Origin of the sequence: Pseudomonas promysalinigenes, assembly GCF_014269025.2 — a bacterium.
Classification (GTDB): Bacteria; Pseudomonadota; Gammaproteobacteria; order Pseudomonadales; family Pseudomonadaceae; genus Aquipseudomonas; species Aquipseudomonas promysalinigenes.
Window position 1 is genome coordinate 2,797,922 of sequence record NZ_CP077094.1, and the last position, 13,382, is coordinate 2,811,303.

12 protein-coding genes and 1 pseudogene are annotated in these 13,382 nt (G+C 59.7%); 6 read left to right on the forward strand and 7 right to left on the reverse strand.

The genetic code is table 11. The features are described from left to right. Positions 1-8: 8 nt before the first annotated feature. The 6 genes from HU725_RS12725 to HU725_RS12750 form a co-directional block, all read right to left on the reverse strand. Entirely contained in the window at positions 9-1,232 is a 1,224-nt protein-coding gene (locus HU725_RS12725) for a multidrug effflux MFS transporter (RefSeq protein ID WP_186477929.1), read from the reverse strand. Positions 1,233-1,280: 48 nt separating this feature from the next. Further along, the gene (locus HU725_RS12730) at positions 1,281-1,886 is read right to left on the reverse strand and encodes a thermostable hemolysin (protein WP_060480287.1); all 606 of its coding nucleotides are present in this window, start codon (positions 1,884-1,886) and stop codon (positions 1,281-1,283) included. Positions 1,887-1,901: 15 nt separating this feature from the next. Next, positions 1,902-3,383: an AMP-binding protein gene (locus HU725_RS12735; protein WP_186477930.1), complete on the reverse strand. Its 1,482-nt coding sequence runs from the start codon at positions 3,381-3,383 to the stop codon at positions 1,902-1,904. Next, entirely contained in the window at positions 3,380-4,312 is a 933-nt protein-coding gene (locus HU725_RS12740) for a TauD/TfdA family dioxygenase (protein ID WP_060480285.1), read from the reverse strand. Before HU725_RS12740 ends, HU725_RS12735 begins: the two co-directional genes overlap by 4 nt. Positions 4,313-4,443: 131 nt before the next feature. After that, positions 4,444-5,379 carry a LysR family transcriptional regulator gene (locus tag HU725_RS12745; protein ID WP_186477931.1) on the reverse strand — a complete coding sequence of 312 codons (936 nt, stop codon included), beginning with the start codon at positions 5,377-5,379 and terminating at the stop codon, positions 4,444-4,446. A gap of 24 nt (positions 5,380-5,403) precedes the next feature. After that, the gene (locus HU725_RS12750; protein WP_186477932.1) at positions 5,404-5,910 is read right to left on the reverse strand and encodes a MarR family winged helix-turn-helix transcriptional regulator; all 507 of its coding nucleotides are present in this window, start codon (positions 5,908-5,910) and stop codon (positions 5,404-5,406) included. A gap of 124 nt (positions 5,911-6,034) precedes the next feature. Here HU725_RS12750 and HU725_RS12755 point away from each other — a divergent pair, with 124 nt between their 5' ends. From HU725_RS12755 to HU725_RS23160, 4 genes and pseudogenes are all read left to right on the forward strand, one after another. After that, positions 6,035-6,847 (forward strand): alpha/beta fold hydrolase, encoded by an 813-nt coding sequence (locus tag HU725_RS12755; protein ID WP_186477933.1) that lies wholly within the window; start codon positions 6,035-6,037, stop codon positions 6,845-6,847. Continuing rightward, positions 6,840-8,006 (forward strand): MFS transporter, encoded by a 1,167-nt coding sequence (locus HU725_RS12760; RefSeq protein ID WP_186477934.1) that lies wholly within the window; start codon positions 6,840-6,842, stop codon positions 8,004-8,006. Before HU725_RS12755 ends, HU725_RS12760 begins: the two co-directional genes overlap by 8 nt. Before the next feature lie 284 nt (positions 8,007-8,290). Next, a pseudogene (locus HU725_RS23155) lies at positions 8,291-9,046 on the forward strand (MCP four helix bundle domain-containing protein); the annotation flags it as partial. Next, entirely contained in the window at positions 9,038-9,901 is an 864-nt protein-coding gene (locus tag HU725_RS23160; protein WP_371326793.1) for a methyl-accepting chemotaxis protein, read from the forward strand. The pseudogene HU725_RS23155 and the gene HU725_RS23160, both read left to right, overlap by 9 nt. A gap of 51 nt (positions 9,902-9,952) precedes the next feature. Here the strand turns inward: HU725_RS23160 and HU725_RS12770 are convergent, their stop codons facing one another. Further along, the gene (locus HU725_RS12770) at positions 9,953-11,359 is read right to left on the reverse strand and encodes a purine-cytosine permease family protein (RefSeq protein WP_186477936.1); all 1,407 of its coding nucleotides are present in this window, start codon (positions 11,357-11,359) and stop codon (positions 9,953-9,955) included. A gap of 316 nt (positions 11,360-11,675) precedes the next feature. On the opposite strand from HU725_RS12770, the gene HU725_RS12775 reads away from it, so the two are divergent. Together HU725_RS12775 and HU725_RS12780 are read left to right on the forward strand one after the other, a co-directional pair. Further along, the gene (locus tag HU725_RS12775; protein ID WP_060480278.1) at positions 11,676-12,161 is read left to right on the forward strand and encodes a flavin reductase family protein; all 486 of its coding nucleotides are present in this window, start codon (positions 11,676-11,678) and stop codon (positions 12,159-12,161) included. Between the two features lie 74 nt (positions 12,162-12,235). Continuing rightward, entirely contained in the window at positions 12,236-13,276 is a 1,041-nt protein-coding gene (locus tag HU725_RS12780; protein WP_060480277.1) for an LLM class flavin-dependent oxidoreductase, read from the forward strand. Positions 13,277-13,382: the final 106 nt, after the last annotated feature.

Sequence of the window (13,382 nt, forward strand, 5' to 3'; positions counted from 1 at the left end):
TCGCTGTGTTACCGAGTTTTGGCCGTTGCCCGCTCGACCACAACGTCATCCTTGGCCTGCTGCTGCATCCGCACACTCAACATGCCCGACAGCGAGATCAGCCACAGCACCAGGAACACAGCAGCGACTGCCAGGTTCGACGCCAGTGACAGGGCGCTGACGACGCCTGAGGCCAAGGCGCCGAAGACCAGCATCAAACAGCCCTGCAAACTTGCCGCCACACCCGCGCGGTCAGGGAACAGCGACATGGAACGGGCCATGGCATTGGAAAAGATGAACCCCTGACCGAAGGCGACCAGCATGATGCCGCCGAGGATGTTCACCAGGCTCAACCCACTGGCTGTCGCTGCGATCCCGATCACGCCCAGCAGAAACAGCGACATACCGGTCCACATCAAATTACGCGGGTCGATGCGCCGGATCAGCGCGCGGTTGACCAGCGTACCGACCAGGTAGCAGCTGCCAACGGCCAGCGCCGTGGTGCCGAAGTACTGGGCACTGTGTCCCAATCGCTCCTGGACGATGTAAGGCCCGAATACGTTCCACAGCAGAAAAGCCGAGAAACTAGAGCCGAGCACGATTACCGATGAACGAAAGCGGGCGTCGGCCAAAATGCAGCGGTAGCCTAAGACCGTCTGCAAAGCTGCCCGCCGCCCGGAATGTGGCAGCGACTCCTTCAGCCCGGCCAGCACGAAGGCCAGCACGATCACCGCGTATACGGCATAGAGAACGAAGTTGTAACGCCAGCCCAAGTGCACTTCGATCACACCGCCCACGTATGGCGCGATCACTGGCCCCAGCCCGAAGGCCAGGCTGAGGTAGATGATTGCCACGTAAAAACGCGGCCCTTTGACGATATCCACCAGCAACGCCCGCGCCACCACTTGGCAAGCGCCAATCGCGAAGCCCTGTAGTGCCCGGGCCACTAAAAGCATTTCGATGGATGTGGCAATGCTCGCCACCAAGCTGCCGCCCAGAAACACCAGCAGCCCCAACTTTACTGCCGGTTTGCGGCCACGGGCATCGGCCATCACGCCGAAGAACAACTGGCCGAGGGCATAGAACAACAGCGTGATGGTGATGGTGTTCTGCATCAATGACGGGCTGGCCGACAATTCCCGGCCGATGGAGGGAATACTGGGCGCATACAAGTCGATGGCGATACCGCCGACGCTATTGATCAGCGGCGCCAGAAACACAATGAAATTCTCGTAACGTTTGCTCGCGTTCATGCTTATCTCCAGCACGCCGCGCGTCGTGACGCACGGCGCGTGTCAACCTCAGGCAGATGCCTGACAAGGGAAATGAGGCGTGGCCAGGGCAACGCCCGGGCTAGGTGCGCTCATCCAGATGCTGGGCGGTGACAGCCGCGCTGCGACAACCCGTGGCTCATGGTGGTAATAGGAGCCCCAGTTCACCCCCGGATCCTTGACCCGCGTGCTATCGGCAGGGCCTAAGTCATCCAGGCTGTCCACCAGCGGGGTCAGCAGCTGACGCACCTGATCGGTGGCGGTGAGTACCACCAGGCCGAAATTGCGCAAGGCCAGCGTCTTGATCACATTGTCCAGCAGGTACTTGCCTGCTCCGCTGCCGCTACGAAACGATGCAAAGGCCCCCACTTCGGCAATGCGAGCGCGGTCCAGCCCATAACGTCGATCCAGGCTTTGATCCAGGTAGTACTCACTGAACAGCTTTGCCGAGTCGCCGTAGCTGATGCCGGCACAGGCATAGCCAGGGGCGCCGCCGTTGGAGCCTGTCAGGCAGACGAACAGATCAGGCTGTGGCTCTGGGGTGGCGCCGTAGTGTTTCAGATAGTGGGCACGCACGGCCTCTTGCAGGCACCGGTAGCCGGGCCGACCTTTGTAGAAATTACGCACGATGTACATGGCGCTCTCTGGTCCTCAGGCATACATCTGGTCGATGAAGCGCGCCTCGATTTCAGCGCGTCGCGGCCGCCCCGTGACGGTGTAGAACTGGTCACGGAACTGGGCGATGTCGTCGATCACACGAATTTGCCGAACCCTGGCGAAGTCTGCCAGGCGATGCTCCAGGCGCGCCATTTCGTCACGGACGCAGGCAGTGCCGGCTGTGCTGAGAACGATGGCACAGGGCTCGTCCTTGCCCTCGCCCATGACGATCATGTCGTCCACCAGCGGGCTTTCCTTGTAGACGTTTTCCACCCACTCGGGCGAGATATTGCGGGCCGTCGACAGGATGATCACATGCTTCTTGCGGCCGGTGATGTAGAGATAGCCGTCGCGAAATTCTGCGATGTCACCGGTGTGCAAGTACCCATCGGAGAGATCGCAAGCAGTGTCGTCAGCGTTGTAGTAGCCTGCGCAGAGCGTGGGCGTGCGCACCAGCAGTTCACCGTCGACCAACTTGGGCTCGATCCCGTCCAGCAGCTTTCCGGCTGAGCCAATGCGCCGCTCGGCGGGCGAGTTGAGCGAGATGATCGATGAGTTTTCGCTAAGCCCATAGGCTTCGAACACCTCGACACCGCGGGCATCCAGCGCCTGCAGCACACTGACCGGGATTTTGGCGCCGCCTGTGATGATGTGCGGGCACTGCGCTCCGAACAGCTGCTGCACCGAGCACTGCTCAAGCAGCATGTTGGCTTCCTCCAGCAGCTTTGGCGGCAGGTACAGGAAGTTCGGCTGGTTGGGGGCGATCATTTCCAGGTACTGCCTGGCATTGCCGCTGGCCGCGCCATATTCGGCTACGCCTTTGGGCATTAGCGTCAGCGTGCCGCCGGACAGGATAGGGATGAATACGCCCAGCACTTGTTCGATCAACAGGCTCATGGGCACGATCGAGAAGTAATGCAGCGGCTGTTGCGGCAGACGCTTCATTACGTTGTCCACCAGCAGGCCGACCGCCTCGTCACGGATCATCACGCCCTTAGGCTTGGAGGTGGTGCCGGAAGTGTGGATGATCGAAACGATCCCCTCCGGTATGAGCTCATCCTCGGCGCGCCACTCATCGCCGATGGCCTGGCCCATCAGTTGATCGGGGATGAAGCATGGCTTGTCCGGCAGGATGCCATGCAAGCGGCCTGCGGTTTGCTCATCACTGACCAGCACGGCAGTGGCCTTGCCCAGCAGGCTGGCGATCTGATCATCGGAAAATTCGATCGGCACCGGCAGCAACACTGCACCGACTTTCTGAATGGCCAGCAACGTGTAGACCCACTCGTAGCACGAGCGCATGGCAATACCGAACACTTTGCGCTCACAGCGGCCTACGCGCCCTTCAAGCGCACTGGCCAAGCGCAGCACGTCGCGACGCAGCTGGTGCAAGGTGTACTCACGGCCTCCCATCTCACGAATGATCACGCGATCTGGCGATGCCGCCAAATAGTCCTGCATTTTCTTGCTGATCATTGGCCATTACCCCCGATACGGTAGCTCTGAGCGCCGAAAATACGACGGGAAGTGTCATCCAGACGGCGGCGACCATGCATGACGCGCGTGTTGTCGATGACGATGACATCGCCTTTTTGCCAGAAGTGGCTGTAGGTATTGCGCTCGGTCACTTCCTTGATTTCATCCCATATCTCCAGCGCGATAGCTTCGCCATCGGCCCAGGTAATACGCGGGGGTTCGTAGTTGACACTGGGGCCGAGCATCGAATTGCAGAACGCCCGGCGCCCGCTGAAGCAGCTGGTTTCCACTGCAGATATAATCAGCTCCGATGCAATCAGGTTCTGGTCGATACGGCGGTAAGTTTGCCCTGCCACTTGTTCATTGACCTGTTGCAGATGTTCGTCGGTGATCGCCTCCAGCGGAAGTTGCAACTCGATACTCAGAAAGCGTTTGACGTTCTGCCACGGAATACGGCGGCGATATCGAATATTGCGTTGCTCGAAAAGTTTGCGGGTTTTCGCCGAGAGGTCGAACAACACTCGCTCGCCGTCACAGAGTGTGGTTTGCGAGCCGATAGAGGCGGCTTCGAGGCAATAGAACCATTGCAGGTCAGGGTTGAACGGCAGGTTGCCATTCTCGCGGTGCAGGCCCATCTCGTGCACGCCCGCCTCGATTTCCGCAGTGTTCGCAGTGGCTGCCTTGCGTGCCGGGTCGAAGGTGACCCGCGATGAGTGGGCGCTGACGAATTCATTAAAGTCTTCGAGGCTATCGGCGAAGTCTCGGTAAATCACAGCACCACTATGGGCCAGGTCTTCGTACAGGGTCGCACCATTGATGGAATCGCTGATGCGCTGGCCACGATCGACTGCGATTACACATTCGAAACCATAGCAAGGTGTCGGCTGCCTGAAATAAGGAAACACCAACGGTTGCGCGTGGGCCAACATGACTCATTCCTCCTTGAAAGTGTGGGTCAGGTAGAGCGCTGCCTACCCGATGACCAAACGATAAGTGAAATGAGTACGTCGCTGGTTTTAAGAAATCTAAATGCGCTGTGAAAATTTAAAAGTCTGTTTCATCACTGCGTCAATAACACATCGGCCACTTGCTCGATCAACGCACGCAAGCTGCTGAGGTCTTTGCTGTCGCTGCGCTCACGCGCCCAGATCATGTCCAAGGTGAAACTGGGAAAGCCCAGTGGCGGTTGGCAGATCTTCACCTGCTCAGGAATGCGCAGATGCGGTAATAAACGCGCCGGCAATGCAACGGTAGCAGGCACGGCAGCGAGAATGTTGACGCAAGCCTGGTAACCGTTGGCGCGCACCAGCACATTGCGCGAGCGCCCGACTTTATCCAACCAGCTGTCGACCATGTTCTTTTCCGAGATCCACGGGGTGGGAAAAACATGGGACGAAGCGCAGAACTCATCCAGGCTCATGGCGCTGTCGTTGGCCAAGTGGTCAGTGCTGGTCAGGCACACGAAATCATCGTTGAGCACCGCCTGCCACTGCAGCTCCGGGTGCATCTGGTGATAACCAGGCCCGAAACCGATGGCGACATCGATTTCACCCGAAATCAACCGGTCCACCGGCAGGTCGCGGCTCAGGCGGTCCAGATGCAGCGACGTGTTGCTCTGAGTCCGAGAAAGCGTTGCCAGCGCCAGAGGCAGAAATGACAGTTCGAAATACTCCGGCGCACACAGCCGCCAGATCTTGCGTACAGCCTGCGGCGACACCGCGCTGTCGTCTTCGGCACAGCGGTTGACCGACTCGACGACCACGCGCAGGTAGGGCGCGATCTTTTCCGCCTTGGTGGTGGGCTGCAGCACACCCTGCGAAGAAGAGAACAGCGTGTCGTCAAAGCACCCGCGCAGGCGCTTGAGGCAGTAGCTGACCGTGGGCTGGCTGACATTCATCAGCTCGGCAGTGCGCTTGGCGCTACGCAGTTCAAGCAGGTTGAGAAAAACCACGATGTCTTGCAGGTCCAACTGCTTGAGGTAATTGCTGTGAAGCATGGAAATTCCTCCTGAATTTTCCACTCATGATGTAGGGGGCCCTTCGCCGGGCAGGTGCATGAGCATTTGCTTCAACAGTTGCGCAAACGCCATACGCTGCTCGGCGCTGAGCGGGGCCAATACAAGCTCCTGAATCTCAGTATGGGTAAGGACGGCCTTCTCGATCAATGCCTTACCTGCCGCGGTCAGCGCCACTTGGAGGCTACGCTTGTCGTGGCTGGCGGTTACGCGCTCGACCATGCCGGCACTTTCCAGTCGCGCCAGGCGGTTGGTCATCGCTCCGGAAGTGATCAGCAGCGAGCGATACAGCTCGGTTGGCGTCAGGCGATACGGCGCACCTGCGCGGCGTAGCGTGGCCAAGACATCGAATTCCCCTTCCTTGAAACCGTACTGCGAAAGGGCCTCTGCACGCATGCGCTCCAAGTGCTTCTGAACGCGCACCATCCGCCCGAAAACTTCCATGGAGGTAACATCTACCGAGGGCATCGCTTGCCCCCACTGAGCTACCACGAAATCGACATGATCCTCCATAACGCCCCCATACGCGCTGATTGTCACTGTTGAACGTCACACAATCCTGTACCTAACCGCCTTTTAACTATCTTAACGTTAAGTTATCTTGGCGAGCATGTAGCTGAAGGATCAGGAGATAGTCATGGCGTTTTTCACTCACGAGCGGCACCGGCTTTACTACTACGACAGCGGCGCAGGCAGCCCAGTCTTGCTGCTGCATGGCCTGGGCAACAGCGGGCGAGCCTGGATGCCACAAGTCAACGCCTTGCTCAGCCTGGGCCATCGCGTCATCGTACCCGACCTGCTAGGCCACGGCGCCTCTAGCCAAGCGCCTGAAGGTATCACAGCCCATACGCAGGCATTGCAAATGTTAGCGTTGCTCGATCACCTGGGGCTGGCCTGCACCCACCTGATTGGGCTTTCACTGGGTGGCATGGTGGCCCTGGAAATGGCCTGCCTTGCCCCGCAAGCGGTGCAGAAGCTGGTGGTCGCGGGATCGTTCTTCAGCATGAGCACCGCACACCGTCAGGCGACGCTGGACGAATGGGTCTGTGGCCTACAACGCACTGACGGTTGCCTGAAGCGATTCGAGTCGACATGGCCGGCTCTGGTGGGTGCCGGCTTCGCAGCCTCCGCCCGCGGCCAGCGCCTCTATCAGGCCTGGCACGCCCAAGCCGCTCAATTGTCTGCAGCGAGCCAGATCCACTGGTGCAGTGGCATGAAGCAATTTGACATAGGCCAGGGATTAGCACTTGTTCAAGCGCCGACGCTGGTACTGGCTGCCTCGGGCGACCTTATCAGCCCGCTTTCTGAAGCCGAGGAAATTACCCGCCGTATCGGCAATGCCCGTCAACTGACCCTGGCGGGGGATGGCCATGTTTTCAACATCTCCCATGCCCAAGCGTTCAACCAGGCAATCAGTGAATTCCTGCAGGAGCAAGCTGACCATGCGTGATCTGCCAAGCAAAGCAGGCGTTGGCTTGCTGGCCCTGTTGATCGGGCTGAACCTGCGCCCAATCATGGCCGCAATTGGCCCCCTGCTGGGGACACTGCAGCAGGACTTGGGTTTGAGCAATACCCAGGCCGGCCTGCTGACGACGCTGCCGGTAATGATGATGGGCGTGTTCGCGCTTTCAGGCCCCTGGCTGCTGCGATGGGTTGGCGAAATAAAAGGGGTGGCCATGGGAATTCTGCTGATTGCTGTCAGTTGTGCGGCACGCGCGTACGTAGCCTCGGGCCCGGCGCTGATCACCACAGCCGCACTAGGCGGGGTAGGCATCGCGATCATTCAGGCGCTGATGCCGGCGTTCATCAAGCGCAGCCACCCCGAAAGTGCAGGCATGCTCATGGGGGTGTTCAGCACAGGGATCATGGGTGGTGCAGCGCTGGCCGCTGCATTTGCTGCACCGGGTGCGAACCTGTTCGGCTGGCAACTGACCTTGGGCGTGGCGGCATTGCCTGCGTTGCTCGGACTGATCGCTTGGCTGTGCGCCGCAGGTAGCAATGCTGGCAGCGACAACGAAGCGGGCCTGCCTTACACCAGCGCGCGGCCGTGGCTACTGTTGGCATTTTTCGGTATCGGTACCGGCGCCTACACCCTGGTGCTGGCCTGGCTGCCACCGTTTTACGTCGAATTGGGCTGGACGCCTGCTGAGGCCGGTTATTTACTGGGCGCTCTGACCCTGACGGAAGTCGTTGCAGGCTTGCTGGTATCGGCCCTCATTCACCGCTGCCCCGACCGCAGGCTCCCCCTGACAACGGTGATACTGCTGGTGCTCCTGGGGTTGGCTTGCCTGATGAGCGCACCCCTTGAGCTGGCGATATTGGCTACCTTGTGCCTAGGGCTTGGCATTGGTGCGCTGTTCCCGCTTTCGCTCATCGTCACCCTCGACCATGCGCAGTCGCCGTCTCAGGCAGGGGCTTTGCTGGCATTCGTCCAGGGAGGGGGCTACCTGATTGCAGCCACGGTCCCGGTAATGGCTGGCGTTGTGCGCGACCAGCTCAGCTCCTTGCACTGGGCCTGGGCAGTGATGGTCATCGGTGCCGTGCTGCTATTGGTGTTAACTGCCCGTCTGCGCCCGGCATCCGCTACGCTATCGCTTGCGGCGCGATGATTGCGAACACCGATAAGGCTCGACTACGTGGCCGCCAAACAGCGAAAACCTGACAAAACCGTCAATAAATGAAGGATTTCACAGAAGTTGGCGGTTAATTGAATGACTGGCCAATAATGATGGCCATATGGCATCATTCAAATAAAAACGATCGTTGAGGGTGAGGCACACATCTAAATCTGCAGCGCATCCAGAGCCTGGCGCCACCCGGTGACCCGGCCATTGGGTCAAGCTCTTGACGCCTGCCTGCAAACGTCAAGGAGCACTTCATGCATTTACGGAATATGCGGATCGGTACTCGCGCTGCTGGTGTATTCGCCTTGTTAGGCCTTCTGGTCCTGATCATGGGCCTGGTCGCTCTCTATGAAACCCGGCAGATGGACGCCGCCACAGACGAGATACGAATAACCTGGATGCCCGCAGTGGCTGCTTTGGGTGACATCAGCACCAACCTGGGCCGTTCCCGCGCTGTGACATTGCGCGCCGCACTGGATGACAGCGCCGCAGAGCGCGAGCGCAATGTCGAGATGCTCAAGGGCATCAACGCGCAACTTCAGTCGGGCCTCAAAGACTACCAAGACACCATCATCGACGCCGATGACCGCGCCCTTTTCGACGCTTTCATTACTGCTTACCAGCAGTATTCGGGCCTACAGTCGCAGGTCATGCAAGCCATCGCCGCCGGCCAAGTCAACGAAGCCAGGCAACAGATCAGCGGCCCTCTGACCCAATATGCCGACACCATGATGAAAGCCTTGAGCGCCCTGCTCAGCTACAACAGCAAAGGTGCCGAGGACGCATCGCAACGCAGCAGCGATGTGGCCGACCAGGCCTTCACGGCGCTTATCGCCTCGCTGGCGGTGATCATGCTCGCACTGGCAGGCATCGCCGTAATGCTTACCCGTAGCATCGTGGTACCGCTGGCCGAGGCCGTGACCGTGGCCGAGCGGGTAGCCACGGGCGATCTGACCCACGACATAAAGGTGGTTGGCCATGATGAACCCGCCTTGCTGCTAGGCGCCCTGAACCGTATGCAACGCAGCTTGCGCGACACGATCCGCCAGATCGCCGCCTCCTCTGACCAGTTGGCTTCAGCCTCTGAAGAGCTACACACTGTCACCGAAGACACCAGCCGCGGCCTGCATCAGCAAAGTGCAGAGATCGATCAGGCCGCCACTGCCGTCAACCAGATGACCGCTGCCGTGGAAGAAGTGGCGAACAATGCAGTGACCACTGCCGACGCCTCCAAAGGCGCCGACCAGAGTACCCGCGATGGTCAAGAGCAGGTCAATCAGGCCCTGGCCTCGATCGAGCACCTGGTCAATGACGTGACCGGCACCTCTACCGAGATCGAGCAGCTGGCCAGCAACGCCAACGAGATTAGCCGGGTGCTGGATGTCATCGGGGCCATCGCTGGGCAGACCAACCTGCTGGCGCTCAACGCGGCGATCGAAGCCGCCCGCGCAGGCGAGGCAGGCCGAGGCTTTGCAGTGGTGGCGGACGAAGTGCGTGCCCTCGCCCACCGCACCCAGCAGTCCACTGCAGAGATCGAGCAGATGATTGCCGGTATTCAAAATGGCACTGAGCGTGCGGTATCGGCGATGCACACCAGCCGCGGCCGGGCAAACGGCACGCTGGAAGTGGCGCAAGGTGCTGGTCAAGCGCTGGAAGTGATCGCCGAGGCCATCGCTTCGATCAACCAGCGCAACCTGGTGATCGCCAGCGCCTCCGAAGAGCAGGCGCAGGTCGCACGGGAGGTGGATCGCAACCTTGTGAACATCCGCGACCTGGCGATGCAGACATCGGCGGGGGCCAACCAGACCAGCGCTGCGGCACAGGACCTGTCACGCCTGGCGGTGGACCTGAACACCATGGTGGCGCAATTCAAGGTCTGATCATAAACAGCAAGGGCCGCGTAGCGGCCCTTGCTGGATCTTCATCGCCAATCAGTCGTTGACGCTGGCCATCCTTGTTGCCTGTTCGGCGGCCTGGCCGCGAGTAGCCAGGCAATAGTACAGCGGCACCGTCACGATCAAGCCGAACAACCAAGAAAGGTCGGCGCCTTCGACAAGATTAGAGTACGGCCCCACGTACAGCGCGGTATTGGCGAACGGCAACTGCACCAGGATGCCGCAGGCGTAGGCAATGATCGCATGGTGGTTGAAGCGACCATAGATGCCCCCGTCCGCACGGAAGATCGACTTGATATCGTACCGGCCCTTCTTGATCAGGTAGAAGTCGATCAGGTTGATCGAAGCCCAAGGCACCAGCACCAGCAACAGCGCCAGGATCAGGCCGATGAACTGGCCGATGAAGCCTGCCGAGGCGTTCAAGGCTACCATCGCGCAGCCCAGCAAAATCAACGTCGCCAGGATCACGCGTACCTTGATGCTGGGAGTCCAGTCGGCCGCGAAGGTCTGGATCGCAGTCACGATCGACAGCACCGCGCCATACAGGTTGAGGGCGTTGTGGCTGATGATGTTGAGCAGGAACAGCACCATCAGAATCGGCCCCAGCCAACCGGTGGCCTGCTTGACCGCGTCCATCGCATCAACACCTTCGGGCACGCACAGCACGGCGATGGTGCCGAAACTGAAACACAGGATGGTGCCAAGGGTGGCGCCGAAATAGGTCGCCCAGAATGGCTTGGCGATGCCGACTTCCCGCGGCAGGTAGCGTGAGTAGTCAGAGGTGTAAGGGGAGAAACTGATCTGCCAGATCACACCCAACGACACCGTGGCAATGAAGCCTGACCAATTGAAGGCACCGCGGCTCAAGAAGTCGGCCGGCAACGCCTGGGCGAACATCATGATGAACCCGGCCAGCAGTGCCGAACCCATCACCCAGGTGCCGATACGGTTGAGGATATGGATGAAGCGGTAGCCGATCACCCCGATGGCGGTGGCGCTCAACGCCCCGATCACGATCGCACCCGGCATTGGCACACTGGGGGCGATGCCGTGGATGGTCTTGCCCGCCAGCACGATGTTCGAGATGAAGAAGCCGACATAAATAAGTGCGGTGAAGAACACGATCAACAGCGCGCCGTAGCGGCCGAACTGGCCACGGCTTTGAACCATTTGCGGAATCCCCAGCTGCGGTCCCTGCGCAGAGGCCAAGGCGATGAACACGCCTCCGATCAGATGCCCGAGCACGATTGCGACCAACCCCCACAAAAGGTTCAGGTGGAACACCTGGACCACCATGGCGCCGGTGACGATTGGCAGTGGCGCGATGTTGGTACTGAACCAGAGGGTGAATAGGTCACGCGCCTTCCCATGGCGCTCGGCAGGTGGAACGTAATCGACCGTGTGATTCTCGACAAACTGGTGTTGCGACGACGGTTGGGACATAGGTTTCAGCTCGAAAGGTCGTTTTTATCGTTGTAAGGAAACCGCATCTAGGCGGCCTCTCAGCTGCGGACCATATTATGGTATTCCAAACTTTTGACAACACTGATCCGTAGCAAAAAATGCTATCTGCACCCCTTGCGCAGCGCCTGCGACAAACCGACTCACCGCTCAAAGCCAAGGTTTACGGGGCCTTGAGCCGCTCATCGTTAAATGTGCGCTTAGAAAATTCCGCTTGCAAAATAGGTATTACGGTATACCATCAGACACATCAACGATAAAAACCGCGGACCACCGCAGCCTTTTAGAGGTACTTCCGATGATTGACGCAACCGTCTACAAGAACGTCCTGGGCTCTTTCCCGTCCGGCGTTACCGTCATCACCACCCTGGACGACGACGGCTCGGTCGTCGGCCTGACCGCCAGTGCGTTCTCTTCCCTGTCGATGGACCCACCGCTGGTGCTGTTCTGCCCCAACTACACTTCCGACTCCTACCCCGTACTGATCAAGCAAAAGCGCTTCGCCATTCACCTGCTCTCCGGTGAGCAGCAGGCCGAAGCCTACGCGTTCGCCAAGAAAGGCAAAGACAAGGCCAGCGGCATCGAGTGGAGCCTGAGCGAACTGGGCAACCCGATCCTGGCTGGCGCCACCGCCGTCATCGAGTGCGAACTGTGGCGTGAGTATGAAGGGGGTGACCACGCCATCATGGTTGGCAAGGTACATAACCTGATCGTCCCCGAGGAAGCACCCCGGCCGATGATCTATTGCCGCGGCAAGATGGCCAGCCTGCCGGCATTTGCCTGAGCCTATTGTGAATCGAGACACCTGGCGCCTGCCAAACCTGGCGACAGACACTTACAAGCGTTGAGGAAAGCCCCATGAAATTTTCGTTGTTCGTGCACATGGAACGTTGGGATGAACAGGTTAGCCACCGCCAGCTGTTCGAAGATCTGACCGAACTGACCCTGATGGCCGAGCACGGCGGTTTCAGCACCGTATGGATCGGCGAACACCACGCCATGGAATACACCATTTCGCCAAGCCCGATGCCGCTGCTGGCCTACCTGGCCGCACGTACCGATAAAATTCGCCTGGGCGCCGGCACCATCATCGCCCCGTTCTGGAACCCGATCCGCGTCGCTGGCGAATGCGCCCTGCTCGACGTGATCAGCAACGGCCGCATGGAAGTGGGCCTGGCCCGGGGCGCCTATCAGTTCGAGTTCGATCGCATGGCAGGTGGCATGCCAGCCACCGATGGCGGCAAAGCCCTGCGCGAAATGGTGCCGGTGGTGCGCAAGCTATGGGAAGGCGACTATGCCCACGAGGGCGAGGTCTACAAATTCCCCACCTCCACCAGCGTACCAAAGCCCTTCAACGCCACGCCGCCAATGTGGATCGCCGCTCGCGACCCTGACTCGCATAATTTCGCCGTGGCCAACGGCTGCAACGTCATGGTCACGCCATTGATGAAAGGCGACGAGGAAGTGCTGGACCTGAAGAACAAGTTCCAGGCCGCATTGGACAACAACCCCGACGTTCCTCGGCCGCAATTGATGGTACTGCGCCACACCCATGTCCACAGCCCATCTGAGCCCGATGGCTGGAAGATTGGCGCCCAGGCCATCTCACGCTTCTACCGCACCTTCGACGCCTGGTTCGGCAACAAGACCACCCCGGTCAACGGCTTCCTGGAGCCAAGCCCTGAGTCGAAGTTCGCCGAAGTCCCGGCCTTCCAGTTGGACAATATCCGCAAGAACACCATGATCGGTACGCCGCAAGAGATCATCGCCCGAATCAAGTACTACCAAGAGCTGGGTGTCGATGAGTTCAGCTTCTGGTGCGACAACAGCCTGCCCCACGCCGAGAAGAAAAAGTCGCTGGAGCTGTTCATCAAGGAAGTGGTGCCGGCGTTCGCCTGAATTCCCATTGCCTGAGACATTGCGGGACGCGCCCGCTCACGTTGGCCCCAGTGGCCGACGTGAGCGGGATTTTTTTGTCCGGTGTATGCCCTGGGACGCGTGGTGG

What these genes read in the sequence shown, in the direction of transcription:
- HU725_RS12730 (WP_060480287.1), bottom strand. Translation starts at nt 1,886, where the DNA reads ATGTACATCGTGCGTAATTTCTACAAAGGTCGGCCCGGCTACCGGTGC.
- HU725_RS12740 (WP_060480285.1), bottom strand. Translation starts at nt 4,312, where the DNA reads ATGTTGGCCCACGCGCAACCGTTGGTGTTTCCTTATTTCAGGCAGCCG.
- HU725_RS12755 (WP_186477933.1), top strand. Translation starts at nt 6,035, where the DNA reads ATGGCGTTTTTCACTCACGAGCGGCACCGGCTTTACTACTACGACAGC.
- HU725_RS12745 (WP_186477931.1), bottom strand. Translation starts at nt 5,379, where the DNA reads ATGCTTCACAGCAATTACCTCAAGCAGTTGGACCTGCAAGACATCGTG.
- HU725_RS12750 (WP_186477932.1), bottom strand. Translation starts at nt 5,910, where the DNA reads ATGGAGGATCATGTCGATTTCGTGGTAGCTCAGTGGGGGCAAGCGATG.
- HU725_RS12760 (WP_186477934.1), top strand. Translation starts at nt 6,840, where the DNA reads ATGCGTGATCTGCCAAGCAAAGCAGGCGTTGGCTTGCTGGCCCTGTTG.
- HU725_RS12735 (WP_186477930.1), bottom strand. Translation starts at nt 3,383, where the DNA reads ATGATCAGCAAGAAAATGCAGGACTATTTGGCGGCATCGCCAGATCGC.
- HU725_RS23160 (WP_371326793.1), top strand. Translation starts at nt 9,038, where the DNA reads ATGCAACGCAGCTTGCGCGACACGATCCGCCAGATCGCCGCCTCCTCT.
- HU725_RS12775 (WP_060480278.1), top strand. Translation starts at nt 11,676, where the DNA reads ATGATTGACGCAACCGTCTACAAGAACGTCCTGGGCTCTTTCCCGTCC.
- HU725_RS12780 (WP_060480277.1), top strand. Translation starts at nt 12,236, where the DNA reads ATGAAATTTTCGTTGTTCGTGCACATGGAACGTTGGGATGAACAGGTT.
- HU725_RS12725 (WP_186477929.1), bottom strand. Translation starts at nt 1,232, where the DNA reads ATGAACGCGAGCAAACGTTACGAGAATTTCATTGTGTTTCTGGCGCCG.
- HU725_RS12770 (WP_186477936.1), bottom strand. Translation starts at nt 11,359, where the DNA reads ATGTCCCAACCGTCGTCGCAACACCAGTTTGTCGAGAATCACACGGTC.